Source organism: Imbroritus primus (genome assembly GCF_964332355.1).
In the GTDB taxonomy this organism is placed as follows: domain Bacteria; phylum Pseudomonadota; class Gammaproteobacteria; order Burkholderiales; family Burkholderiaceae; genus Imbroritus; species Imbroritus primus.
This window is the reverse complement of sequence record NZ_OZ201293.1, coordinates 392648-416059: the sequence shown is the minus strand read 5'-3', so window position 1 is coordinate 416059 and position 23412 is coordinate 392648. Positions and strand designations below refer to the sequence as shown.

The following is a 23412-nucleotide window of genomic DNA, read 5'->3' as shown; positions in this document are numbered from 1 at the left end:
GGGCGAGCACACGCGGATCGCCGGGTGGTCGAACTCCGAAAACCGAAGTTCGGTATATTAGCAGGTTTGCTATGGGTCGATTTCGGACCGGCGCGGTTGAAGCGGACCGCCCTGCCCCCACCTGTGGCCTGTGTGACACCGCCCTCGGGGCCCTGCCACGCCCGTTTTGCTTCTTTCCGCTGAAACCCAGCCTGGCGACGCATCGCACACAATGGACGAAATCAAGATCCGTGGGGCCCGTACCCACAACCTCAAGAACATCAACCTCGATCTGCCGCGCAACCAGCTCATCGTGATTACCGGCCTCTCCGGTTCGGGCAAGTCTTCGCTGGCGTTCGATACGCTGTACGCCGAAGGCCAGCGCCGCTATGTGGAATCGCTGTCGGCCTACGCGCGCCAGTTCCTGCAGCTGATGGAAAAACCGGACGTGGACCTGATCGAAGGCCTGTCGCCGGCGATTTCCATCGAGCAGAAGGCCACCAGCCACAATCCGCGCTCGACCGTGGGCACGGTGACGGAAATCCACGACTACCTGCGCCTGCTGTACGCCCGCGCCGGCACCCCGCACTGCCCGGACCACGGCCAGCCGCTGGAGGCACAGAGCGTGGCGCAGATGGTCGATGCGGTGCTGGCGCTGCCGGAAGACACCAAGCTGATGATCCTGGCGCCGGTGGTGGCGAACCGCAAGGGCGAGCATGTCGACCTGTTCGAGGCGATGCAGGCGCAGGGCTTCGTGCGCTTCCGCATCCGCTCGGGCGGCGGCGCGGCACACGAGGCGGAGGCCAAGGTCTATGACGTGGACACCCTGCCCAAGCTGAAAAAGACCGACAAGCACAGCATCGATGTGGTGGTCGACCGCGTGAAGGTCAAGGCGGACATCAAGCAGCGTCTGGCGGAATCGTTCGAAACCGCGCTGCGGCTGGCGGAAGGCCGCGCCATCGCGGTGGAGATGGACACCGGCACGGAGCACCTGTTCAGCTCGAAGTTTGCCTGCCCGATCTGCTCGTATTCGCTGCAGGAACTCGAGCCACGCCTGTTTTCGTTCAACAACCCGATGGGCGCGTGCCCGACCTGCGACGGCCTGGGCCAGATCACCTTCTTCGATCCCAAGCGCGTGGTGGCGTTTCCCAATCTGTCGCTGGCCTCGGGCGCGATCAAGGGCTGGGACAAGCGCAACCAGTTCTACTTCCAGATGCTGCAGAGCCTGTCGATCTACTACGATTTCGACCTGGACACGCCGTTCGAGGACCTGCCGGCCAAGATCCAGGAAGTGGTGCTGCAGGGCTCCGGCAAGGATGTGATTCCGTTCACGTATATCAACGAGCGCGGCCGCACAACCGTGCGCGAGCATGCCTTCGAGGGCATCATCCCGAACCTGGAGCGGCGCTACCGCGAGACCGATTCCATCGCGGTGCGCGAGGAGCTGGCGAAGTACCAGAACAACCGCCCGTGCCCGAGCTGCGAGGGCACGCGCCTGCGGCGCGAGGCGCGCCACGTGAAGGTGGGCGAAGGCGAGCAGGCGCGTGCGATCTACGAGATCAACACGCTGCCGCTGCGCGATGCGATGACGTACTTCCTGACGCTCGAACTGCACGGCGCGAAGCGCGAGATCGCAGACAAGATCGTGAAGGAGATCAGCGCACGGCTGAACTTCCTGAACAATGTCGGCCTTGATTACCTGTCGCTAGAGCGCAGCGCCGATACGCTGTCGGGCGGCGAAGCCCAGCGCATCCGCCTGGCCTCGCAGATCGGCTCGGGCCTGACGGGCGTGATGTACGTGCTCGATGAGCCGTCCATCGGCCTGCACCAGCGCGACAACGACCGCCTGATCGAGACGCTCAAGCACCTGCGCGACATCGGCAACTCGGTGCTGGTGGTGGAGCACGACGAGGACATGATCCGCGCCTCGGACTACGTGGTCGACATCGGCCCCGGCGCGGGCGTGCATGGTGGCATGATCGTGGCGCAGGGTACGCCGGCACAGATCCAGAAGGCGGCGCACTCGGCCACCGGCCAGTTCATGGCCGGCACGCGGCGCATCGAGGTGCCCACCGAACGCGTGGCGCCGGACGAGGAACGCATGCTGCGCATCGTCAATGCGCGCGGCAACAATCTGCGCGAGGTCACGGCGGAGATTCCGGTGGGCCTGCTGACGTGCGTGACAGGCGTGTCCGGCTCGGGCAAGTCGACGCTGATCAACGATACGCTGTACCACGCGGTGGCGCGGCATATCTACAACTCCACGGCCGAGCCGGCGGAGCACGATGCCATCGAAGGACTGGAGCATTTCGACAAGGTCATCAACGTCGACCAGAGCCCCATCGGCCGCACGCCGCGCTCCAATCCGGCGACCTACACGGGCCTGTTCACGCCGATCCGCGAGCTGTTCTCGGGCGTGCCGGCTTCCAAGGAGCGCGGCTACGAGGCCGGGCGCTTCTCGTTCAACGTCAAGGGCGGGCGCTGCGAGGCGTGCCAGGGCGATGGCGTGCTGAAGGTGGAGATGCACTTCCTGCCGGATGTGTACGTGCCGTGCGACGTGTGCCACGGCAAGCGCTACAACCGCGAGACGCTGGAGATCCTCTACAAGGGCAAGAACATCCACGAGGTGCTCGACATGACGGTCGAGCAGGCGCACGAGTTCTTCGGCGCGGTGCCGGTGGTGCGCCGCAAGCTGCAGACGCTGCTCGACGTGGGCCTGGGCTATATCCGCCTGGGGCAGTCGGCGACGACGCTGTCGGGCGGCGAGGCGCAGCGCGTGAAGCTGTCGCTCGAGCTGTCGAAGCGCGATACCGGCCGCACGCTGTACATCCTCGACGAGCCGACTACCGGCCTGCACTTCCACGATATCGAGCTGCTGCTGAAGGTGATCCACAAGCTGCGCGACCAGGGCAATACGGTGGTGATCATCGAGCACAACCTCGACGTGATCAAGACGGCGGACTGGCTGCTTGATCTCGGCCCGGAAGGCGGCGCCGGCGGCGGCATGATCATCGCCAAAGGCACGCCGGAAGATGTGGCGGCAAGCAAGGCAAGCTTCACCGGCAAGTACCTGGCGCCGATGCTGAAGGTGCGGCGCAAGAAATAATGCGCCCGGCGGTGCGGGTCACGTCACGCCCGCTCCACCCCAGGCGCGTATGCCCCGACCGCGCGGCGTCCTCCATACCTGGAAACGTGGCGCTGTCGCAAACTCCCGCAGCATCCTGGATGCTTCGTCGATCCGCATGGCGACCTCGGGCGTTGCGGATGCCCGGTGATACGTTGCGTATTCGATCGGTGCAAGCTGCTGACCCACGGTTCGTTGCTCCAGCAGCTCATGAAGCGTCTTCGGGTGGCGGGCGATCAGCATGGAGACAACCCGGAGCGCACCGTGCAGCACGGCCTGATGCAGGAAATTTCCATCCTCGCCATCCATGGTCATGGGCAAGGCGCCTTTGCATAGCAGAAGATCGACGGCCTGGTGATGGTCGCCCCGGGCAGCAAGGTGGAGGGGCGTGGTGTTGGCGGTCTCGCCGATCTGCAGATGCGGGCCGCACCTGCCCTGGCACAGGCGGGAGTCTTTTTCCGCCAACATGCGGACCATGTCGGCATGGCCGTATTGCGCGGCGTAGTGCATGGCGGTCCTGCCCAGCGCGTCGCGCGCCTGCAGGTTCAGCACTTCGGTGCTCAGCATGGTGCCGATGAGATCCCGGACATTTCCGGCCGCGGCCGACGTCTGCGATGTCTGGCCAGCCGGGCTGGGCAAGCTATCGTTGATCCGGGCAATGGCCAGCATCAGCGGCGTTTGACCGGTTTCGTTGATATCGTTGAGGCTGTCCGGATCAGCCATGAGAACCGCGCGGGCCACGGCCATGTCGCCGTTGGCCAGCGCAGTATGCAGACCACCCCATAACCCTCCGGACAAACGTGCGTGCATCGTGACGTGCTCCTGGCCTGGCGCATCCGGATATTCGGTTGCACCAAGCATGCGAAGAAACCCCGGGAATGAGGTGACGGCCCGCGACAGCGGTGCTGCATCCTCGCCCAGTCTCCGCAGCAGGGCACGCAGTGGCGTGATGCCCTCGAAATTGGGCGCATTGACAATCCGATGCCAGCGCGCCTCGCCAAGGGCACGATACAGCTTGGCGAGACAATCCTTGCCTGCCTCGGGATTCTCAAGCACACCCGCGACCACCGCTTCCAGTATGGTCCGCCCAGTACGGGAGCGCCGCATGGGATCCACGCCGTGCCTGATCATCAGCGCCACGGTCTCGCCAAATTGGTATTCGCACGCCATGTGCAAGGGGGGCGGAATATTGCTCCAGGTGTCCTCGCGCCGTACCAGCTGGGACTGGCAGTTGACCCATGCCTCATATCGTTCCCGCGAGTGACGCGCGGCATAGATCAGCAACATCTTTACCCCCGCTCTCAGGCAACGCCTGGACACAGCATCATGTTGCCCGCGCCACGCGGAGAGCCAGACATGCAGGGCGCTGCCAGAAGACGACATGTGCATGACATCCGCATTCTGTCGCAAGAGAAACTCGGCAATATCCAGCTGCCGCGCTGCCAGTGCGCGTAGCAGAGGCGTGCGGCCAGCCGTGTCGGTGACATGCAGGTACGGGGTCTGACCAACGCGGCTTGTGCTCAGGCACACCACGTACAGACGCCGGAACAGCGAGATCCCCACGCCGTGGGCTGCCTCGATCAGGGCGCGGGACGCTGCCGCGCTGTAGTTCACGAATGTGGCGCAGAACGCGACTGCCTGAGCCTCGCGCGGCAGGCGGGAACCATGTGTCGCCTGCGCGTACAGGAGCGCAAGCTCGACCGGCGAGCACCCATCCCGGTCGCGGGTCTGCAACAGCGTGTCCACGACGGGGTCGCGCGACATCAGCATGGCTTCCATGGCCTGCACATGACACTCCCGCGCGGCGTGATGCAACGGCGTACGGCCGTGATCATCGACTATATGGAGCCGCGCGCCCCGATCGAGCAGATATCGGACGATCCCGGCGTGGCCGGCGCCGGCGGCATAGTGCAAGGCAGTACACCCGGCCTGACCGGCGCGGTGGATGTCGGGCGACAGGCGCAGCAGCCACCGGGCCAGCTCGAATCGGCCGGCGGCCATGACATAAGGTAATAGCGGTACGTTCTCTGCAAGTGCCATGGCGTCGGCAGGCTTGCAGATATCACTGGCCAGAAGCTGATGGCGATGGAAGCACTCCAGGATCTCGCATGCATGCCACTGGTCTGGCAGATCGACCACCGCCTTGAAAACGGCTGCCAGGGCCTCGAACACCAGCGTGCGCGGCAGTACGCGTTCCAGCGCGGCAAGGAAGGCATCGAGCCGGGACAGCATGCGTTCTTCAATGATCCGCCAGAGCGAGTGATAACTGTCGCTGTGTGGCGCTTCCAGTCCCGTGGTGCGTGTAACGACAGCATTGGCCAGCGGCAGGCCACTGAGCCGCCCAACCGCGCGCACACGCTGGATAACAAGATCGCCCTCGGCCGCGAGATTCCACAGCAATGTCAGGCACGCCACATTGCCCCGCAAATCACGGTCATCGAGCCTTTCGACCTCGGATGGCGACAGCACGAAGCCGGATGCCAGCGCGAACAATGCACCCGGAGTCAGGCGATGCAACGCGCCATGTCGCTCCAGGTTCTCGACCACCTCCGGCGGCAGCAGTCCAGTCTGCCGCACATGCCCGGCCGAGAGGCGCGACGGCGGAGCATGTATCAACATAGCTGTAGCGAGAAGATCGCCACGGCAGATGCTGCCATCGCGTACGCAACGCGCAAAGTCCTCCAGCAATGGACGCGGCTCGGGGATGGACGCATACCAGTGCTCGAACTGCTGCCGTGGATCCATGGCACTGCGTGCTGCCAAGGAAGATGCTTCTTCTGGAGGCGCTTCTTCTGGAGATGCTTGCGTGAGGATTTGTGCAGGCGGCATCGGCGGCGATAGTAGCGGCAGGCCGGCCATGTCGGATGGTGAACACGCCCTCAGTAACGCGTGCACGTTCGTATCCCCGGGCAGCTGCACAGGCATGTACGGCGCGGGCAGCGGAATGTTGACGGCGATCCACGCTTGCGATGCATGACGGACCAGAACATCGAAGGACTGGCCGTACAGTGCATACTGGGACAGTGCGGGCATGGAGACAAGGCACGCCTGCATGCGCTGCACCATCGCGGTAGCATCTTCAGCCCGTGGAGTGGCGTCGCCAGGCGGCATGTCGTCCATGAAGAGACGTTGCTCGGTCGCAGTCAGCGGAACGCCTGCCAGCGCGGCGTCCAGCGGCCCGAGATGCGTCACCAGGAAATCGCGGAACTGCGCCAGATCCAGTTCGGCCGTGTCGCGAAATGCGGCTGTCCCTGCGTGCGCTGCGAACAGCACGCCGGCCATGGCGAGCTGAATTTCATGCGGAACGATGCAGGGCTGGGGCCAATGTGTCCGGGCCTGCAGCCAGATTTCCGCAGGCACTGCCGAACGAATTCTGAAGGCCTCGAAACGATCCAGTTCCGCAGCAAATTCCGGAGACACCTGATACGCCATCTCCAGGTCGCCATGCAGCATGGGGATGCCGAAGCATGCGTACAGGTGATGCTTGATGCTTGCCTGATCCTTGGGGCCGGCGAAGGTCGCGGCAAGAAAACGGTACAAGCGCTCCGCGCACAGCATCAACGCTATATCCCGGGAATCGGTGAGCGGTACGACAGCAGTGGAACACTTGATGGGGGAAGCAACCGCTGCGAAAAGGGGCGGCGGGGTTTTCAGCATGACGACGGCACAGACGAAAAAAGCCGCAGTGTAGTGATTGCGTCCGGGCTCGGAGCGGACACGACAGCAATGAACGGGCCCAGCCCTTCAGACCATGCGTTTCCTGCGCCAGACGTGCGCGCTGATGCAGGCTTTACCGTGTCAGGACGAAGTGATGTTGGCCGGAGCCGATGGCTCCGGCGCTGCGGCCGCGTTGCCCGCCGACTCATCGAGCGCCGGATAGGCCATGGTGCAGAACAGTGAGTTGAGGCGCTTCATGTCGCCGATCAGGTCGAGATGCAGCGAGCTGGTCTCGATGCTGTCCGGGGTCTGGCTGGCAATGCGCGCCAGATGGTTGAGTTCGAGCCGCCGTTCGAGTTCACGGAAACTCATTTTCTCTTCCATCAGGCGCTGGGCGCTGCGCTGGTCCTCGGTCAGGAACACCGAAAGACCCAGGCGCAGGTTGGCGATAAGCCGGCCATGCATCTCCGTCAGCTCGGCCATGCCGGCATCGGCGAACTTGAGATGGTGGGCGATCTTCTTGTCCTTGATGTCCTGCAGCATGCGGTCGATGATGTCACCGGCATGCTCCAGGTTGATGGTGAGCGTGATGATCTCGGTCCAGCGGCGGCTGTCCTTGTCGTCGAGTTCCTCGTGGCTCAGGCGGGTCAGGTACAGCTTGATGTCGGTATAGAGCGTGTCGATCTCATCATCCATGCGGCGCGTGATGCCGACCAGCCGCGCATCGTCGGTCTTCAGGATCTGCAGCAGGTTGACGAGCATCTGCTCGACCCGGTCGCCGATGCGCAGCACCTCCCGCGCGGCGTTGCTGAGCGCCAGTGCCGGTGTCGACAGCGCGGCGGGATCGAGATGGCGCTGGCTGACCTGCGCGTCATTGCTGGAGTTGCCGGGCAGCAGCCGCTCGCACAGGTGCGCGACCTGCCCGGTGAAACCGATCAGCAGCACCGCCAGAACGATGTTGAACAACAGGTGAAAACCAACCACCACATGATGGGCCGGCCAGTCGAGCTGCGATAGCCAGCCGGCGGCCAGATGGACGACCGGCAGTGCCACGGCGCAACCGATCACGCGTGACAGCAGGTTGCCGAGCGCCACACGCTTGCCGGGCTGGTTGCTGCCGGCGGTGGACATGAGCGCCGAGACTCCGCTGCCGAGGTTGGCGCCCAGGACCAGGCCGAGCGCCACCGGAATGGAGACGACGCCGGCCGAGGCGAGCGTGCCGCAGAACAGCACCACGGCAAGACTCGAATAGCACAGCAGCGTGAACAGCGCGCCAATCAGCATATCGAGCATGATGTCGCCGGTCAGCGAGGCGAACAGCACCTTGACGCCGGCCGCCTCGACCACCGGCCGCGAGGCGACCGAGATCAGCTCGAGCGCCAGCGTGATGAGGCCAAGACCGGTGAGGACACGGCCGACATGGCCGACACGCGAGCCCTTGCGCGACAGGTGCAGGATCACACCGATGAAGATCAGGAAGGGCGAGAGCCACGACAGGTCGAGCGCGAACACCTGCACCATGACGGCGGTGCCGACGTTGGCCCCAAGCATGATGGCAAGGGCGGGCGTGAGAGCGATGAGGCCACGCGCGACGAAGGAACTGACGATCACGGCGGTGGCATTGCTGCTCTGGACCAGCCCGGTCACGCCGACCCCGGCCAGAAACGCGGTGAAGCGGTTGGTGACGCTGACCGCCAGGATCTTGCGCAGGTTCGCGCCATACACCCGCAGGATCCCTACCTGGACCAGGTTGGTGCCCCAGATGAGCAGGGCAACGCCGGACAGGAGATTCAGGAGAACGGACATGGCACCTCAACGCAACGGGCGCGGCAACGCGGATGGATCGTCGGTCCATTATGCCCCGCAAGGCACAGGAGGGCAAACGCGCAGCAGCGGCCCGCCATACCGCGCGATGCCGGTGCTGGCGCGGGCTGGACGGCCATGCTCTAATATCCGGGCTGAAGGAGAAACCGATGAAATGGGAAGGCAACCGTCAAAGTGACAATGTGGAAGACCGCCGTGGCCAGGGTGGCGGTGGCTTCGGGATCGGCGGACGCGGCATTGGCCTGGGCACGATCGCCGTCGCCGTGGTGGCGAGCCTGATCTTCGGCGTCAATCCGCTTACGGTACTCGACATGCTGTCGGGCGGCGGCGGTGGCATGGTGACACAGCAGCAGCCGGCGGAACGCCCGCCGGCCGATGACAAGCGCGCGGCCTTCGTCTCTACCATTCTCGCCGATACCGAAGATGTGTGGGGCGGCCTGGTGCAGCGCGCCGGCGGCCAGTATGCGGCGCCCAAGCTGGTGCTGTTCCGCGGCGCAACCGCCACGGCATGCGGACAGGGCAGCGCGGCCATGGGCCCGTTCTATTGCCCGGGTGACCGCAAGGTGTACATCGACCTCGACTTCTTCGACACGCTGGACCGCCAGCTCGGCGCACCCGGCGATTTTGCGCAGGCCTATGTGATCGCGCACGAGGTGGGCCATCACCTGCAGAACCTGATCGGCGTGTCCGAGAAGGCGGAGAATGCGCGCCGCCGCTTGCCGGAAGCACAGGCCAACGCCGTCTCGGTGCGCGTGGAACTGCAGGCGGACTGCTTTGCAGGCGTATGGGCGCATCATTCGCAGCGCACCAAGAACTGGCTCGAACCCGGCGATATCGAAGAGGCGATGAACGCTGCCTCGCAGATCGGCGACGATACGCTGCAGCGGCAGAGCCAGGGCACGGTGGTGCCGGAGTCGTTTACGCATGGCACCAGCGCGCAGCGCCTGGCTTGGTTCCGGCGCGGCCTGCAGACCGGTAACGTGAACCAGTGCGATGCACTGTCGGCGCGTCAGCTATGACCTTTGGCAAGGCAGCGGCGCAGCACTGGCGGCTGATGACGGCCGCCGACCTGCCTGCAGTGGAAGCAATCGCGGCACAGGTGCACCCCGGTTATCCGGAGGAAGCGGCAATCTTCGCGGAACGGCTGCGGCTCTACCCGCCCGGCTGCCGCGTGTTCGCGCCGGATGGCGCGGCGGTGCTGGCGTATCTCGTCAGCCACCCATGGCACCTGCTCCAGCCGCCGCCCCTCGACAGCCTGCTGGGCGCCCTTCCCGATTTGCCGAGCACGTACTACATCCACGATCTCGCCCTGCTGCCGCAGACACGCGGCTCCGGCGCCGCGCGCGCCGTAGTGCAGGCACTGGCCGAGCATGCGCTGGCCAGCGGCATGTCCAACATGTCGCTGGTGGCGGTCAATGCCTCGACCGGTTTTTGGGAACGAAACGGTTTCGCGGTCCATCATGAACCTGCGCTGGCGGCCAAGCTGCGTAGCTATGACGCAGCGGCACAGCTCATGATTCGCCGGCTCGGCTGATGGTTGCCGGAGGCCGCCAGACCGGCAGACCACCCATAACGATCAGCGCGCGACGCTGACCCAGCGCGCCACGGCGGGCGGCTGTTCGCCGATATGGAAGGCCAGCTTGCGGTCGCGCAGCGCCACGTCGGCGGCCGTCACGCGGTCGAAGCGGCGCAGGTGATCGACCCACGATTCGTCGACGATCTGCTCGACATAGCGACCGGGATCGGAAAGATCGTGCAACAACTCCCATGACAGCGCACCCTGGCGCAGCCGGCTGCGGCGGCTGTCCTGCATCAGCTTGCGGAAATCTGCGCCGCGCGCCGGATCGATGTGGTATTCGATCTGCACCACGACGTGGCCGGGCTGCGGCGGTGCTTCAGTCTGCGGAGCCTTGAAGACATGCGAAGGCGTCATGTCTTCTTCGATCATGCGGTCGCGGGTCACGCGCAGTGCAACGGTGACGGTGATGATGGCACTGGCCGAGGCGATCAGCAGGCTCAGACGCAGCGAACCGACCGTGGCGATCTGCCCCCACACCGCCGCACCGGACGCGCTGGCACCCATCAGCGCCATCTGGAACATCGACATGCCGCGTGCGCGCACCCAGTTGGGCAAGCCCAGCTGGGCGGACACGCTGAGCGTATTGGCGGCGGTGATCCACGCCCCGCCGCCAATGATCATGGCCGGCACCGCCACATAGGCGTTTGGTGCCACCGCCACGACCGCCATCGACAGCGCCTGCAGCGTCACGCCACGCCCCACCAGCTGCTGCGGGGACATCATCGCCCGCAGGCGCGGCAACACCATTGCCGCACAGATCGCACCCGCGCCCATCGCCGCCAGCATCAGGGTGAACAGGCCCGCGCCACCGCCCTTGAGACCCTGGGCAATCAATGGCATCAGCGCCATGATGGCGGTGGAATGGAAGAAGAACAGGAAGATCAGCAGGAACACCGTCTTCAGGCGCGCGGACTGGCCGACGAACTGCAGGCCGACGCGGATGGCGCTTTGCAGCCGCTCGCGGCCAAGCGGATCGGGCACATGCTCACGCCGCCAGCGCATGATGATGAAGGCGGAAATCAGTGACAGTACCGCGTTCAGTACGAACACATAAGCGCTGCCGAAGCTGGCGATCAGCGCCCCGGCGGTAAGCGGGCCGACGATGCGCGAGGTGTTCATCGACACGCTGTTGAGCGCCACGGCGGCGGGCAGTTGCGCACGCGGCACGAGTTCGGGGATCAGCGCGGAGAACACCGGCCAGCGCATCGCCAGCCCGATGCCGTTGGCAAACACCAGGACCAGCAGGATCGGCGGCGTCATCCAGCCGCCCAGCACCATCACGCAAAGCAGCAGCGCCACGCCGGCCACCCAGAACTGCGTGGCAATGAAGTAGCGCCGCCGGTCGAGGATGTCGGCCAGCGCGCCGCTCGGCAGGCCCAGCAGGAACACCGGCAGGGTTGCGGCGGTCTGCACCAGCGCCACCCACAGCGGCGAGTGCGTCAGCGAGGTCATCATCCACGCCGCCGCGACGTCGTTCATCCACATGCAGATGTTGGCGACCAGCCAGGTGGTCCACAACATGGCGAAGGCGCGCTGGGTCAGCGGGGCGAGTGCCGGGATGGCCGCGAGTCCGCGCGGCTTCTCGTCGGTGGGCGCAGATGCGTCCTTGTTCGGCTCAGGCGGAAGTGGAATTGGCATCAATCACAGGAAGAGAAGCAGGCGCCTCTGCTGGGCGCATAAGACACCGATTCTAGCCGGGAAACAGCCGCCGCGCTGCGTCTGAGGGCCTGCAGCTCCCAGAACCGGCCGGCCGGATGGCGTACCATGGACCGCATATCGCCACGGCGCGGACCTCGCACGGGGCCTGTGCCATACATGTGCGACCGGTACGCCCCCTTGACGGAGACTTTCGATGCCTGCCGATTCACGCACTATTTCAGTCAGGATTACCCGCCCTTGGGCGGACGTGGCCGCCTTCCTCGGTACCCCGGCGAATTTCCGGCAGTGGGCGTCCGGCCTGGCCGGCGGACTGACGCTGACGGCGGCCGATCCGCTGGTATGGGAAGCGGCCAGCGAAGCCGGGCCGTTGCATGTGCGCTTTTCCCCGCCCAACCCGTTCGGCGTGGCGGATCACTGGGTTACGTTGCCCGATGGTTCCACGGTGTACGTGCCCTTGCGCGCCATGGCGCATGGCGCGGATGCGACAGACACGCTGGTCTCGCTGACGCTGTTCCGGCTGCCGGACATGGACGCGGCCCGCTTCGAAGCCGATGCAGCGTGGGTGGCGCGCGACCTGGAACAGCTTCAGCGCGTGCTCGAGCAACCCGCTGCAGCACGCTGAGCGCAGGAACCGGGCACACGCAAGAACTTGCACGACCACGCGTCACCATGCCTCGCTACAATGCGGGACCACCATTGCCTTGTCTTCCTCCATGTTCGCCAAGTTCAAAACCCGCCTGCGCCCGATCATCACCACCTGGCTGGCCGGGGCAATCGCCCTGCTGCCGCTGTTCGTCACGGTCACCATCATCGGCTGGCTGGTGGGCCTGCTCAACCAGTTCATCGGCCCGGACAGCGTCATCGGCCAGCTGTTCGGCGCGCTGGGTCAGCCGTTCGTCAGTAATCCAAAGCTGGCGTACTTCCTTGGCACAGTCCTGCTGCTGATCGGCATCTATCCGCTGGGCGTGGCAGTGCAGTCGCGCCTCAAGCGCCCGCTGGCGCAGCTGATCAACCTGACGCTGCGCCGCATTCCGCTGATCGGCAGCCTGTACAACCTCGCCGACCGCTTCGTGCGCGTGCTCGACCAGAACCAGGATCGCGACATCGGCACCATGAGCCCGGTGTGGTGCTTCTTCGGCGGCGACGGCGTGGCGGTGCTGGCGTTGATGCCCAATCCCGAGCCGGTGAATCTCGACGGCCGCGACTACTATGCCGTGCTGGTGCCGACCGCACCGGTGCCGATTGGCGGGGGGCTGCTGTATGTGCCGGCGGAATGGGTCAGGCCAGCGAATATTGGCGTGGACAAGCTCACCAGCATCTACGTGTCGATGGGCATGTCACCGCCGCCGCCGTTGCGCTCGGGCGATGCCTCGCGTGATGTGGCTGGCGATGTCCCGGGCGAGAGCTCCGGCAAGGACGACCCGCCGATGCGCTGACCGGCCAGCCGCGCCGGCCAGGCGGGCGCCAGCTCCGTGCAACTACAACGGAGACTGTCCATGCGCGCTGCGACCCTCAATGACCGTCGAAGCGGCACACTGTAAATAGCGGCAGGCCGCTGGCGAGCAATTGCGCCGAACCACCCAGTTCGGGCAGATCGACGATGGCCGCGCCTTCTACAACCTCCGCCCCGAGGCGTTCTAGCAGCCGGCGCCCCGCCATCATCGTGCCGCCCGTGGCGATCAAGTCGTCGATCAGCAGCACACGGTCGCCTGCCTTGCAGGCATCGGCGTGGATCTCGACCGTAGCGCTGCCGTACTCGAGTTCATATTCCTCGGTGACCGTCTGGTACGGCAGCTTGCCCTTCTTGCGGATCGGCACGAAACCGAGGTTCAGTTCGTACGCGACAATGGCACCCAGAATGAAGCCGCGCGCATCGATGCCTGCCACCAGATCAAGCTTGGCATCCATATAGCGATGCACAAACACGTCGATCAACACGCGCAGCGTGCGCGGGTTATGCAGCAGGGGCGTGATGTCGCGGAACATCACGCCCGGCTGCGGCCAGTCGGGTACGGTACGGATGTGGTCGCGCAGATAGTCGGCAACGTTGCCGACATCCGGCAATGACATGGAAGCGTGCGCCATGGCGCTCTCCTGCATAAGAAAAACCGTACGATAGCAGGAGCTTGGATCAGGCACGCGCACACCGGCACGTTCATCGCGCGCAACCCGCCTGACACGACCCACCCAACCGGGCCCCGGGCGGCTAGATCTTGTGGGTACGCAGCCAGTCTCTTAGCGCATTGTTCATCCGGGTTTGCCACCCATCTCCGGACATCCGGAATGCCTCGACGATTTCCGAATCGAAGCGGATCGTGACGGACACCTTGGGGTGATCCGATTTCGGCCGGCCGATCCGTTTACCGAGCGGTTTCAACTGTTTGATCTGGGATCCATTCAATTCGAACGTATCCGGGTCTTCGGCGATCCCGCGATTGATAGCCGCATCCTCTTCCGGAGTTGGCATCAGGACTTTACGTTTCGACATAGGCTTTGACCTCCCGCCTGTTCGCCTTGCGCAGACTAATGATGTGCATGTGGTCGCCGCGCTGGGTAAACACTACACAGTAGAGACGTTCCGCGATCACGCCGAAACCGATCTCACGCACTTCCCCGTAGTCGCGCCGATCATCGACCGTGGCCATCACTTCCGACCATTCCAGTTCCGCAGCAAGTGCCAGCGAGAGGCCATGCTTGACGATATTGGTGACATCCTTGCCGGGATCGAAAGTGATGTCCATATATTTATTGTATGTACAAAAAATTGGCGCCGCAATAATTTATTGTACGTACAAAATCATGCTCTGTTGATCGTGCCAGCCATGCCAGGACATGTTCTTTCGGATCAGCACACCTTCCGGCGCCCCGCTGCTGAAACTCGGTGTCAGCGCTCGCCCAACCGCCGCACCGCGCCTTCAAGCGCCTCGGGACAGCCACGCAGCACGAGGATGTCGTTTTCCTGCAGCACCATGTCCGGCGTCGGGTCGAGCGTGCGCACGCCCTGCCGGCGTACCACCGGCACCGACACGCCCATCTGCTCGAGGCCGAGCGAGCCGAGCACGCGCCCGACCCCGACGGAGCCGGGTTCGAGCGGCACTGAATGCAGGCGCACGCCGTCGCCCTCGAACATGTCGTCGTCATCGTCGATGCCGTGGAAGTAGCCGCGCAGCAGGCTATAGCGCGCATCGCGCGCGTCCTGCACATGGCGCACCACGCGCCGCATCGGCACGCCCATCAGGACGAGCGCGTGCGAGGCGAGCATCAGGCTGCCTTCGATGATCTCGGGCACGACTTCGGTCGCGCCGGCCTGTTGCAGCCTTTCGAGGTCGCTGTCGTCGACGGTACGGACGATCACTGGCAGGCGCGGCGCCAGCGCGTGGATGTGATACAGGGCACGGAGCGCAGAAGGGGTGTTGGCATAGGTGACAACCACGGCCGCAGCACGGTGGATGCCGGCGGCGACCAGCGCCTCGCTGCGCCCCGCATCGCCATAGACCACGGTATCGCCAGACGCCGCCGCCTCGCGTACCCGCTCGGGGTCGAGGTCGAGCGCGATGTAAGGAATGTGTTCGCGCTCCAGCATGCGGGCGAGGTTCTGTCCGCTGCGGCCGAAGCCGCAGATGATGATGTGCTGCTCGGTCTGGATGCTGCGCGCGGCGATCTGCGTCATGGCCAGCGACTGCAGCATCCATTCGCTGGCGGCGAAACGCATGGCGATGCGGTCGCTCCACTGGATCAGGAATGGTGCCACCAGCATCGACAGCAGCATGGCCGCGAGAATTGACTGCACCAGCGCCGGATCAGCCAGCTTCAGCGCGCCGATCTGGTTGAGCAGCACCAGTCCGAACTCGCCAGCCTGCGCAAGACCGAGGCCGGTGCGGATGGCCACGCCGGAGGACGAGCCGAACAGGCGCGCCAGGACCGTCACCACCAGGAACTTGAAAACCAGCGACACAAGCAGGAGCGTCAGCACCAGCACGATATGGTCGAACACCACCTCGAGGTCGAGCTGCATGCCGATGGTGATGAAGAACAGGCCGAGCAGCACGTCGCGAAACGGCTTGATGTCGTCTTCCACCTGATGCCGGTACGGCGTTTCGGACACCAGCATGCCGGCGAGGAATGCGCCCAGCGCCATCGACAGGCCAAGGCGGGAGGTCAGTGCCGCCATGCCGAGCGTGATGAGCAGGAGGTTGAGCATGAATAGCTCCTGCGAACGCCGCGCCGCCACCATATGGAACCAGCGGCTCATCAGTTTCTGGCCGACGAACAGCAACAACGCGAAGGCGCCGACGATCTTGGCGGCGGCCAGCGCCAGGGCGAACATCACGTCGCCAGGGTCGCGGCCGAGCGCCGGGACGACGATCAGCAGGAACACCACGGCGATATCCTGGAACAGCAAGACACTGATGATATTGCGGCCCTGGGCAGTTTCCAGCTCCATGCGCTCGGCCAGCAGCTTGGAGACGATGGCCGTGGAAGACATGGCTAGCGCGCCGCCGAGCGCCAGCGCTGCCTGCCAGGAGAGGTGGTAGCGGCCGGACAGCAGCACCGCCGCCGGCGCAGTCAGCGCGATGGTACACAGTACCTGCATGCCGCCCAGCCCGAACACCAGCCGGCGCATGGCGCGCAACTTGGCAAGGCTGAACTCGAGGCCGATGGAGAACATCAGGAAGACGACGCCGAACTCCGCGAGATAGCGGGTCTGTTCGGAGTCACTGGCGAGGCCGAGCGCATGCGGACCAATGAGAATGCCGACGGCCAGGTAGCCTAACATCGGCGGCAACTGGAGCATACGGAACGCGACCACGCCGATCACCGCCGCGGCGAGAAGGACGAGCGTCAGTTCAAGCGGTGAATGCATGGGATGCCGACGGGTGGAGGCGGTTTTTGCAGGACAGGAAAAAGGTCAGTCTGCGGCGGATGGGCGGTCACCCGTCGAGGCATTCATTGTTATACTCCGTCGCCATGATAGCCAATTTCAATCCAGAACGAGCGCTTTCTCTCGCCCGGGAAACGCTGCAGATCGAGGGAGAAGCCGTGCTCGCGCTGCGCGACCGGCTCACGCCGGATTTTGCCGTGGCTGTCGCCCTGCTGCTCAACTGCACCGGCCGCGTCGTCGTTTCCGGCATCGGTAAATCGGGTCATGTGGCGCGCAAGACAGCCGCGACCCTGGCCTCGACCGGTACGCCGGCCTTTTTCGTGCATCCTGCCGAAGCGAGCCACGGCGACTTGGGCATGGTGACGCGCGATGATGTATTCGTGGCCTTTTCGAACTCGGGTGAAACGCGCGAACTGCTGACCATCGTGCCGATCATCAAGCGCATCGGCGCCTCGCTGATCGCCGTGACGGGCAATGCCCATTCCAGCCTGGCCGAACTGTCCGACGCCCACCTCGATGCGCGCGTCGACAAGGAAGCCTGCCCGCTCAACCTGGCGCCCACCGCGAGCACTACCGCGGCGCTGGCGCTGGCCGATGCGCTGGCCGTGTCGGTGCTCGACGCACGCGGTTTCGGCGAGGAAGATTTTGCCCGCTCGCACCCCGGCGGCGCGCTGGGCCGCAAGCTGCTCACCCATGTCCGCGACGTGATGCGCACCGGCAATGCCGTGCCCCAGGTGCGCGAAACCACGCCGCTGGCCCATGCGCTGATGGAAATCACGCGCAAGGGCATGGCGATGACTGCCGTGGTCGACCCACAGGGACACGCTGTCGGCGTGTTTACCGATGGCGACCTGCGCCGCCTGCTGGAGACCACGGTCGACTGGAAGAACCTGCCGATCAGCGAGGTAATGCATACAAATCCTCTTCACATCGGCCCGGACCAATTGGCCGTGGAAGCAGTCGAACTGATGGAAGAGCACCGCATCAACCAGTTGCTGGTGACCGATGACACCGGCCTGCTGGTCGGCGCGGTCCACATCCACGACCTGACCCGCGCCAAGGTGATCTGATCATGGCCGAACCCACGCCTGCTGGCGCCGTCGGCGCGCCGCTCCATGCCAACAGCGACGCGCGCCATCCACAGGCGCTGGAGCGCGCCAGCCGCGTGCGGCTGATGATCTTCGATGTCGATGGCGTACTGACCGACGGCCGCCTGCTGGCCGGCCCGGAAGGCGAGGTGATCAAGGCGTTCGATACACTCGATGGCCATGGCATTAAGCTGCTGGCGCAGTCCGGCATCACACCGGCGATCATCACCGGCCGCCGCTCAGGCATCGTCGCCTGGCGCATGCGGGAACTTGGCATCGCGCACGTGTACCAAGGCGTGCAGGACAAGCGCACGGCGTTCGCCGATGTGCTGGCCAAAACAGGCGTGACAGCGGATGCGTGCGGCTACATGGGCGACGACTGGCCGGACCTGCCAGTGCTGCTGCAGGTCGGCTTTGCCGCCTGCCCGGCACAGGCCCACCGCGAGGTCCACGCCCGCTGCCATTACGTGGCACAGGCCGAAGGCGGCCGCGGCGCGGCGCGCGAGGTGTGCGACCTGCTGTTGCGCGCGCACGGCGCCTACGACGCGCTGCTGAACGATATTCTCGCAGGCGGTGCGGCCCCGACCTGACGCATCGCGTTGCCGTCCGTACCGACCCGCTGATCCCGATAAAGGCCCATCGTGCTGCGTAACCTGCTCTCCCAGCTGATCCAGATGCTCCTGCGGTTCCTGCCGCTGGTGCTGATGGCCATCGTGGCCGGCATCACATTCTGGCTGGTGCAGGTGAACTCGCCGGTCCGCAAGGACGACCAGGAACAGGCCAAGCGCCACGAGCCGGCGTATTACATGGACCAGCTGGCGGCGACCGAACTCGATGACAAGGGCACCACCAAGTACCGTTTCAATGCAAGCCGCATGGTGCAGTATGAGGACGACCAGACCTACGCGGTGACCCACCCCGCCGTGCGCGCCTACGAACCGGGGCGTCCGCAGGTGACGGCCATGTCCGACCGGGGCACGATGAATGCCGAAGGTACCATCATCGACCTGCGCAGCAATGCGCGCGTGCTGCGCGACCAGGGCACGGACGCGGAGCGCGATCCGGTCATGTCGGCGCGCTCCGAACGCTTCGAACTGCTGCTGAACGATGATGTGGTGCGCACTGACAAGCCGGTCGAGTTGCGCCATGGGCAGTCGATCATGCATGCCAATGGCCTGATCTTCAATAATGTCACCCGCGAAGTACAATTGCTGGGTAATGTACGCGGCACAATCGTGTCCAAACCCTGATCCTGGCCTGCCGTCCCAACTTACCCGAATCCGCCCGTGACGACTTCTGCCCCCGCCTTCGACCGCACCCGCCCGGCCCACTCACTGGCCCTGGCCGCCTCCCGGCGCTTTCCGCTGGCGGCCCTGCTGCTTGGCGCCGCATTGACCATCGCGCTCACAGCCACGCCAGCGCATGCGGAACGGGCCGACCAGACCAAGCCGCTGGTGCTGGAAGCAGACAATGCCAGCTACGATGACCTGAAGCAGATCTACGTGCTGACCGGCAACGTGGTGCTGACCAAGGGCACCATGGTATTGCGTTCGCACACTGCCGAAGTGCGTACGGACCCCGAGGGCTACCAGTACGCCGTAGCGATCGCCAAACCCGGCGAACTGGCCTACATCAAGCAGAAGCGCGACACGCCGAACGAATACATGGAAGGCTGGGCCGAACGCATCGAGTACGACGGCAAGCAGGAAGTGTCGAAGCTGATCCGGCGCGCGCGCATGGCGCGTCTGGAAGGGTCGACCGTGGCCGATGAGATTCGCGGCGCGCTGATCACCTACGACAGCCGCAACGCTTTCTACACGGCCTCGGGGGGTGACACCGCGGGCGCGGCGTCCTCGGGCAGCAGCACTGGCCGGGTGCGCGCGGTCCTCGCGCCGCGTGGCTCAAATGCCGCCAGCGCCCCAGCCTCGAACCCCGCACCGGGCGTGACGCTACAGCCAGCGCCGCCGCCTGCCCAGCCACGCTGATCCCGCCACTTATCGCTTCGGCCCCGACACCACGCGCATGACGACAGATACCGCCCGCTCCACGCCCACCGCCGCCCCCGCTTCCAGCACGCTGGAAGTCCGGCATTTGCAGAAGCGCTATGGCACGCGCACCGTGGTGCGCGATGTCTCGCTGGATGTGAAGAGCGGCGAGGTGGTCGGCCTGCTGGGGCCAAACGGTGCAGGCAAGACGACGTCGTTCTACATGATCGTCGGCCTGGTGGCGCTCGACGAAGGCGAGATCATGCTGGATGGCGCGCCGATCAGCACCCTGCCGATCCACCAGCGGGCGCGCATGGGCTTGTCGTACCTGCCCCAGGAAGCCTCGGTATTCCGCAAGCTGAACGTGCAGGAAAACATCCAGGCCGTGCTGGAACTGCAGACCGAGAACGGCAAGCCGCTGTCGAAAGAGGCCATTGCGCAACGGCTCGATACCCTGCTCGATGACCTGCAGATCACGCACCTGCGTGACAATCCGGCGCTGTCGCTGTCCGGTGGCGAGCGCCGCCGCGTGGAAATCGCCCGGGCGCTGGCATCGTCCCCGCGCTTCATCCTGCTCGATGAGCCGTTTGCCGGCGTGGATCCGATCGCCGTCGGCGAAATCCAGCGCATCGTGGCCTTCCTCAAGGCACGCAATATCGGCGTGCTGATCACCGACCATAACGTGCGCGAAACGCTGGGCATCTGCGACCACGCCTACATCATCAGCGAGGGCACGGTGCTGGCAGCAGGTCAGCCGAAAGACATCATCGCCAATGACGCGGTGCGCAAGGTCTATCTCGGCGAAAACTTCCGCATGTAAATCTGGCCGGCGGGAAGAGCGGCGGCAGTCCTGTCTCTGCCCCGACGCCCGCTGCGCAGCGCGCGGCCGAGGCCGTCCGGCGCGGTTTGCCGAACGGTTGCCACTTTTGTTCCGATTCGGCCGCGATCTCCTAGCAACTATCGTTCCATCGCGCGGAGGTTCGACTTACAATAGGTCGAATGAAACCGTCCCTCCAACTTCGCCTTTCACAGCATCTCGCGCTGACGCCCCAGTTGCAGCAGTCCATCCGGCTGTTGCAGCTTTCCACGCTCGAACTGCAGCAAGAAGTCGAGCAGGCCCTGACAGAGAACCCCCTGCTCGAGCGTGAAAACGATTGGCTTGAAAGCCCCGTGCGGATCGGCGCGGATGGCTCCATGAGCGTCCAGAATGCACCGGCCGAGACCGCTTCCGTACCGTCCGCCGCAAATGGGGAGGAACGCAGCGCCGCCCCAGGTGACACCGCAGGCGAGGCCGCCGGCGGGGACCTGGACGACGGTGCCAACGACTATGGCAACGACTGGAGCCTGGACGACTTTGCGCGTCGCCCGCAGGCGGACGAGGATGACCGCGCGCCCATGCAATTAGGTTGTGGCGGCCCGACCCTGCGCGATCACCTGATGGACCAGCTGGCGCCGCTGAAACTGTCGATGCGCGACAAGGGCCTGGTGATCTTCCTGATCGAATCGCTCGACGACGATGGCTACCTGTCCGCTTCCATTGACGAAATTCTGGAAGAACTGCCCGCGGAACTCGAAGTGGAGGCAGATGAGGTGCAATCGGCACTCAGCATGCTGCAGAGCTTCGATCCACCCGGGGTCGGTGCGCGCAACGCGTCCGAATGCCTGGGCCTACAGTTGCGGCGTATCGAGCACCCGGCCAAGCCGCTTGCCCAGGCCATCGTTGCCGGGCATCTCGAACTGCTGGCGACGCGCGACTACACGCGCCTGAAGAAAGCCTTGCAGGTCAATGACGCGGAGTTGAAGGAAGCGCACACGCTGATCCGCTCGCTCACGCCGTTTCCGGGCTTTGCCTTCAGCCGTCCCGATGCCGACTATGTAGTGCCCGACGTAGTAGTCCGCAAGACGCCGGCCGGGTGGGTCGCGCAGCTCAATGCCGAAGTGATGCCGCGCCTGCGCATCAATGACATGTATGCGCAGATCCTGCGCAACAGCAAGGGTGACAGCGGCGCCGCGGGCCTGCAGCAGAAGCTGCAGGAGGCACGCTGGCTGATCAAGAATATCCAGCAGCGCTTCGATACCATCCTGCGAGTATCGCAGGCTATCGTGGACCGGCAGAAGAATTTTTTCACGCACGGCGAAATTGCGATGCGCCCCTTGGTTTTGCGCGAGATAGCCGATACACTGGGTTTACACGAGTCGACTATCTCTCGTGTCACAACCAACAAATACATGGCCACCCCGATGGGAACGTTCGAGCTGAAGTATTTCTTCGGCAGCCATGTGTCAACCGAGACCGGCGGCGCGGCATCATCTACCGCGATCCGTGCGCTCATCAAGCAACTGATAGGAGCTGAAGACCCCAAAACCCCTCTGTCCGACAGCCGGATAGCCGAACTGCTCGGCGAGCAAGGGTTCGTGGTGGCGCGCCGCACCGTGGCGAAATATCGCGAGGCCCTTCGAATCCCGGCAGTCAACCTTCGCAAATCCCTGTAGTAATCGCATCGTCCTGGATGCGATGTCTGTGAAAGGAGAGTCGCTATGAATTTCAAACTCAGTGGACACCACCTCGAAATCACCCAGCCCCTGCGGGAGTACGTGGAAACCAAGCTGGAGCGGGTCATCAGGCATTTCGATCAGGTCATTGGGGTGAGCGTACTGCTGACGGTGGACAACCAGACAGAAAAGGACAAGCGACAACGTGCGGAAATCAACCTGCACCTGAAGGGCAAGGATATCTTCGTCGAATCGCATCACGAAGACCTGTACGCAGCCATCGATGCACTGGTGGACAAGCTCGACCGCCAGGTGATCAAGCACAAGGACAAAGTGCAGAACCATGACCGTGTGGCGCTGAAGTATCAGGCCACAGCGGACGAAGCCCGACTCTGAGCGTTCCGCGCAACCAACACAAAGCCGCACCATGTGCGGCTTTTTTTGCGCCAGAGGGCCCGCAGCGGCGCCAGCAGTGTATGCTTTCCCCACCGAGAGCATGGTATTGTCCTCAGGCATGATCCTCTCGCCCGGCCGGACCTGCTGCGGCGCACAATCCTGCGCCACGGCTCGTCTATAATGTCCGGTCAGGCTGTTCCCCGCCACGGCGAAGATCACTACTGTTCCACTGTCCTTCATGAATCGTTTGGCCAAACTGCTGCCCCCGGGCAACATCGCGCTGGATATCAGCGTCACTAGCAAGAAACGTGTGTTCGAGCAGGCCGGACTGCTGTTCGAAAATAACCACGGCCTGGCACGGGCGACCGTGACGGACAACCTCTTCGCCCGCGAGTCGCTCGGCTCGACCGGCCTGGGCGCGGGCGTGGCCATTCCGCATGGTCGCATCAAGGGCCTCAAGCAACCGCTCGCGGCGTTCATGCGGCTGGCGGAACCGATTCCGTTCGAATCGCCTGATGGCAAGCCGGTCTCCCTGCTGATCTTCCTGCTGGTGCCCGAGCAGGCCACGCAACAGCACCTCGAAATTCTGTCGGAAATCGCCCAGTTGCTGTCTGACCGCGACATCCGCGATGCGCTCAACACCCTGCCGACCCCGGAAGCAGTCCACCAGATGTTGTCCGACTGGCAGCCCTGAGATCTGTCTGCCGCGCGCTGCCGCGTGCGCAGACCCCAATTTGCCGCACGTT

The 23412-nt window shown here is 64.6% G+C and carries 20 protein-coding genes; 13 read left to right on the top strand and 7 right to left on the bottom strand.

All coding sequences use genetic code 11. The annotated features are described in order from the left end of the window. Positions 1-211 precede the first annotated feature (211 nt). The gene (uvrA, locus tag ACQ3C8_RS01885) at positions 212-3085 is read left to right on the top strand and encodes an excinuclease ABC subunit UvrA (protein ID WP_428852252.1); all 2874 of its coding nucleotides are present in this window, start codon (positions 212-214) and stop codon (positions 3083-3085) included. Between the two features lie 18 nt (positions 3086-3103). Here the strand turns inward: uvrA and ACQ3C8_RS01880 are convergent, their stop codons facing one another. Further along, positions 3104-6643, bottom strand: coding sequence for an ankyrin repeat domain-containing protein (locus ACQ3C8_RS01880; RefSeq protein WP_428852251.1), 3540 nt, complete (start codon positions 6641-6643; stop codon positions 3104-3106). Between the two features lie 258 nt (positions 6644-6901). Then, positions 6902-8566, bottom strand: coding sequence for a Na/Pi cotransporter family protein (locus ACQ3C8_RS01875; RefSeq protein ID WP_009522929.1), 1665 nt, complete (start codon positions 8564-8566; stop codon positions 6902-6904). 167 nt (positions 8567-8733) lie between these two features. On the opposite strand from ACQ3C8_RS01875, the gene ypfJ reads away from it, so the two are divergent. Both ypfJ and ACQ3C8_RS01865 read left to right on the top strand, forming a co-directional pair. Continuing rightward, on the top strand, positions 8734-9603 hold the full coding sequence (ypfJ, locus tag ACQ3C8_RS01870; RefSeq protein WP_428852250.1) for a KPN_02809 family neutral zinc metallopeptidase: 870 nt from the start codon (positions 8734-8736) through the stop codon (positions 9601-9603). Further along, the gene (locus tag ACQ3C8_RS01865) at positions 9600-10118 is read left to right on the top strand and encodes a GNAT family N-acetyltransferase (RefSeq protein WP_009521117.1); all 519 of its coding nucleotides are present in this window, start codon (positions 9600-9602) and stop codon (positions 10116-10118) included. Before ypfJ ends, ACQ3C8_RS01865 begins: the two co-directional genes overlap by 4 nt. A gap of 42 nt (positions 10119-10160) precedes the next feature. On the opposite strand, the gene ACQ3C8_RS01860 is transcribed toward ACQ3C8_RS01865, so the two are convergent. After that, entirely contained in the window at positions 10161-11801 is a 1641-nt protein-coding gene (locus tag ACQ3C8_RS01860; protein ID WP_428852249.1) for an MFS transporter, read from the bottom strand. A 214-nt stretch (positions 11802-12015) separates the two neighbouring features. Between ACQ3C8_RS01860 and ACQ3C8_RS01855 the strand changes: the two genes are divergently transcribed. After that, positions 12016-12444: a hypothetical protein gene (locus tag ACQ3C8_RS01855; protein WP_009521115.1), complete on the top strand. Its 429-nt coding sequence runs from the start codon at positions 12016-12018 to the stop codon at positions 12442-12444. A 79-nt stretch (positions 12445-12523) separates the two neighbouring features. Beyond that, the gene (locus ACQ3C8_RS01850; RefSeq protein ID WP_428849664.1) at positions 12524-13258 is read left to right on the top strand and encodes a DUF502 domain-containing protein; all 735 of its coding nucleotides are present in this window, start codon (positions 12524-12526) and stop codon (positions 13256-13258) included. A gap of 76 nt (positions 13259-13334) precedes the next feature. On the opposite strand, the gene ACQ3C8_RS01845 is transcribed toward ACQ3C8_RS01850, so the two are convergent. From ACQ3C8_RS01845 to ACQ3C8_RS01830, 4 genes are all read right to left on the bottom strand, one after another. Next, positions 13335-13907 (bottom strand): adenine phosphoribosyltransferase, encoded by a 573-nt coding sequence (locus ACQ3C8_RS01845; protein ID WP_428852248.1) that lies wholly within the window; start codon positions 13905-13907, stop codon positions 13335-13337. Positions 13908-14028: 121 nt separating this feature from the next. Then, entirely contained in the window at positions 14029-14310 is a 282-nt protein-coding gene (locus ACQ3C8_RS01840; RefSeq protein ID WP_428852247.1) for a BrnA antitoxin family protein, read from the bottom strand. After that, positions 14297-14563, bottom strand: a complete 267-nt coding sequence (locus ACQ3C8_RS01835) for a BrnT family toxin (protein ID WP_428852246.1) — start codon at positions 14561-14563, stop codon at positions 14297-14299. Before ACQ3C8_RS01835 ends, ACQ3C8_RS01840 begins: the two co-directional genes overlap by 14 nt. Positions 14564-14706: 143 nt before the next feature. Continuing rightward, positions 14707-16686, bottom strand: coding sequence for a monovalent cation:proton antiporter-2 (CPA2) family protein (locus ACQ3C8_RS01830; protein ID WP_428852245.1), 1980 nt, complete (start codon positions 16684-16686; stop codon positions 14707-14709). A 104-nt stretch (positions 16687-16790) separates the two neighbouring features. Here ACQ3C8_RS01830 and ACQ3C8_RS01825 point away from each other — a divergent pair, with 104 nt between their 5' ends. From ACQ3C8_RS01825 to ptsN, 8 genes are all read left to right on the top strand, one after another. After that, positions 16791-17774, top strand: coding sequence for a KpsF/GutQ family sugar-phosphate isomerase (locus tag ACQ3C8_RS01825; RefSeq protein WP_428852244.1), 984 nt, complete (start codon positions 16791-16793; stop codon positions 17772-17774). Positions 17775-17776: 2 nt separating this feature from the next. Continuing rightward, entirely contained in the window at positions 17777-18382 is a 606-nt protein-coding gene (locus tag ACQ3C8_RS01820; protein WP_428852243.1) for a KdsC family phosphatase, read from the top strand. 84 nt (positions 18383-18466) lie between these two features. After that, a complete protein-coding gene (gene lptC, locus ACQ3C8_RS01815; RefSeq protein ID WP_050980988.1) occupies positions 18467-19042 on the top strand; it encodes an LPS export ABC transporter periplasmic protein LptC in 576 nt (191 codons plus the stop codon). A 90-nt stretch (positions 19043-19132) separates the two neighbouring features. Beyond that, positions 19133-19777: a lipopolysaccharide transport periplasmic protein LptA gene (lptA, locus tag ACQ3C8_RS01810; RefSeq protein WP_428853013.1), complete on the top strand. Its 645-nt coding sequence runs from the start codon at positions 19133-19135 to the stop codon at positions 19775-19777. A gap of 37 nt (positions 19778-19814) precedes the next feature. Beyond that, a complete protein-coding gene (gene lptB / locus ACQ3C8_RS01805) occupies positions 19815-20597 on the top strand; it encodes an LPS export ABC transporter ATP-binding protein (protein WP_009521104.1) in 783 nt (260 codons plus the stop codon). 179 nt (positions 20598-20776) lie between these two features. Then, the gene (locus ACQ3C8_RS01800; RefSeq protein WP_428852242.1) at positions 20777-22270 is read left to right on the top strand and encodes an RNA polymerase factor sigma-54; all 1494 of its coding nucleotides are present in this window, start codon (positions 20777-20779) and stop codon (positions 22268-22270) included. A gap of 45 nt (positions 22271-22315) precedes the next feature. Next, positions 22316-22666 (top strand): ribosome hibernation-promoting factor, HPF/YfiA family, encoded by a 351-nt coding sequence (hpf, locus tag ACQ3C8_RS01795; RefSeq protein WP_009521102.1) that lies wholly within the window; start codon positions 22316-22318, stop codon positions 22664-22666. 238 nt (positions 22667-22904) lie between these two features. After that, positions 22905-23360 (top strand): PTS IIA-like nitrogen regulatory protein PtsN, encoded by a 456-nt coding sequence (ptsN, locus tag ACQ3C8_RS01790; RefSeq protein WP_428852241.1) that lies wholly within the window; start codon positions 22905-22907, stop codon positions 23358-23360. Positions 23361-23412: the final 52 nt, after the last annotated feature.

Excerpts from the sequence above, each read along its gene's own strand:
- ACQ3C8_RS01860 (WP_428852249.1), bottom strand. The coding sequence starts at position 11,801 with ATGCCAATTCCACTTCCGCCTGAGCCGAACAAGGACGCATCTGCGCCC.
- hpf (WP_009521102.1), top strand. The coding sequence starts at position 22,316 with ATGAATTTCAAACTCAGTGGACACCACCTCGAAATCACCCAGCCCCTG.
- ACQ3C8_RS01845 (WP_428852248.1), bottom strand. The coding sequence starts at position 13,907 with ATGGCGCACGCTTCCATGTCATTGCCGGATGTCGGCAACGTTGCCGAC.
- ACQ3C8_RS01875 (WP_009522929.1), bottom strand. The coding sequence starts at position 8,566 with ATGTCCGTTCTCCTGAATCTCCTGTCCGGCGTTGCCCTGCTCATCTGG.
- ACQ3C8_RS01865 (WP_009521117.1), top strand. The coding sequence starts at position 9,600 with ATGACCTTTGGCAAGGCAGCGGCGCAGCACTGGCGGCTGATGACGGCC.
- lptC (WP_050980988.1), top strand. The coding sequence starts at position 18,467 with ATGCTCCTGCGGTTCCTGCCGCTGGTGCTGATGGCCATCGTGGCCGGC.
- ACQ3C8_RS01800 (WP_428852242.1), top strand. The coding sequence starts at position 20,777 with ATGAAACCGTCCCTCCAACTTCGCCTTTCACAGCATCTCGCGCTGACG.
- lptB (WP_009521104.1), top strand. The coding sequence starts at position 19,815 with ATGACGACAGATACCGCCCGCTCCACGCCCACCGCCGCCCCCGCTTCC.
- ptsN (WP_428852241.1), top strand. The coding sequence starts at position 22,905 with ATGAATCGTTTGGCCAAACTGCTGCCCCCGGGCAACATCGCGCTGGAT.
- ACQ3C8_RS01835 (WP_428852246.1), bottom strand. The coding sequence starts at position 14,563 with ATGGACATCACTTTCGATCCCGGCAAGGATGTCACCAATATCGTCAAG.
- uvrA (WP_428852252.1), top strand. The coding sequence starts at position 212 with ATGGACGAAATCAAGATCCGTGGGGCCCGTACCCACAACCTCAAGAAC.
- ACQ3C8_RS01855 (WP_009521115.1), top strand. The coding sequence starts at position 12,016 with ATGCCTGCCGATTCACGCACTATTTCAGTCAGGATTACCCGCCCTTGG.
- ACQ3C8_RS01825 (WP_428852244.1), top strand. The coding sequence starts at position 16,791 with ATGATAGCCAATTTCAATCCAGAACGAGCGCTTTCTCTCGCCCGGGAA.
- ypfJ (WP_428852250.1), top strand. The coding sequence starts at position 8,734 with ATGAAATGGGAAGGCAACCGTCAAAGTGACAATGTGGAAGACCGCCGT.
- ACQ3C8_RS01830 (WP_428852245.1), bottom strand. The coding sequence starts at position 16,686 with ATGCATTCACCGCTTGAACTGACGCTCGTCCTTCTCGCCGCGGCGGTG.
- ACQ3C8_RS01820 (WP_428852243.1), top strand. The coding sequence starts at position 17,777 with ATGGCCGAACCCACGCCTGCTGGCGCCGTCGGCGCGCCGCTCCATGCC.
- ACQ3C8_RS01840 (WP_428852247.1), bottom strand. The coding sequence starts at position 14,310 with ATGTCGAAACGTAAAGTCCTGATGCCAACTCCGGAAGAGGATGCGGCT.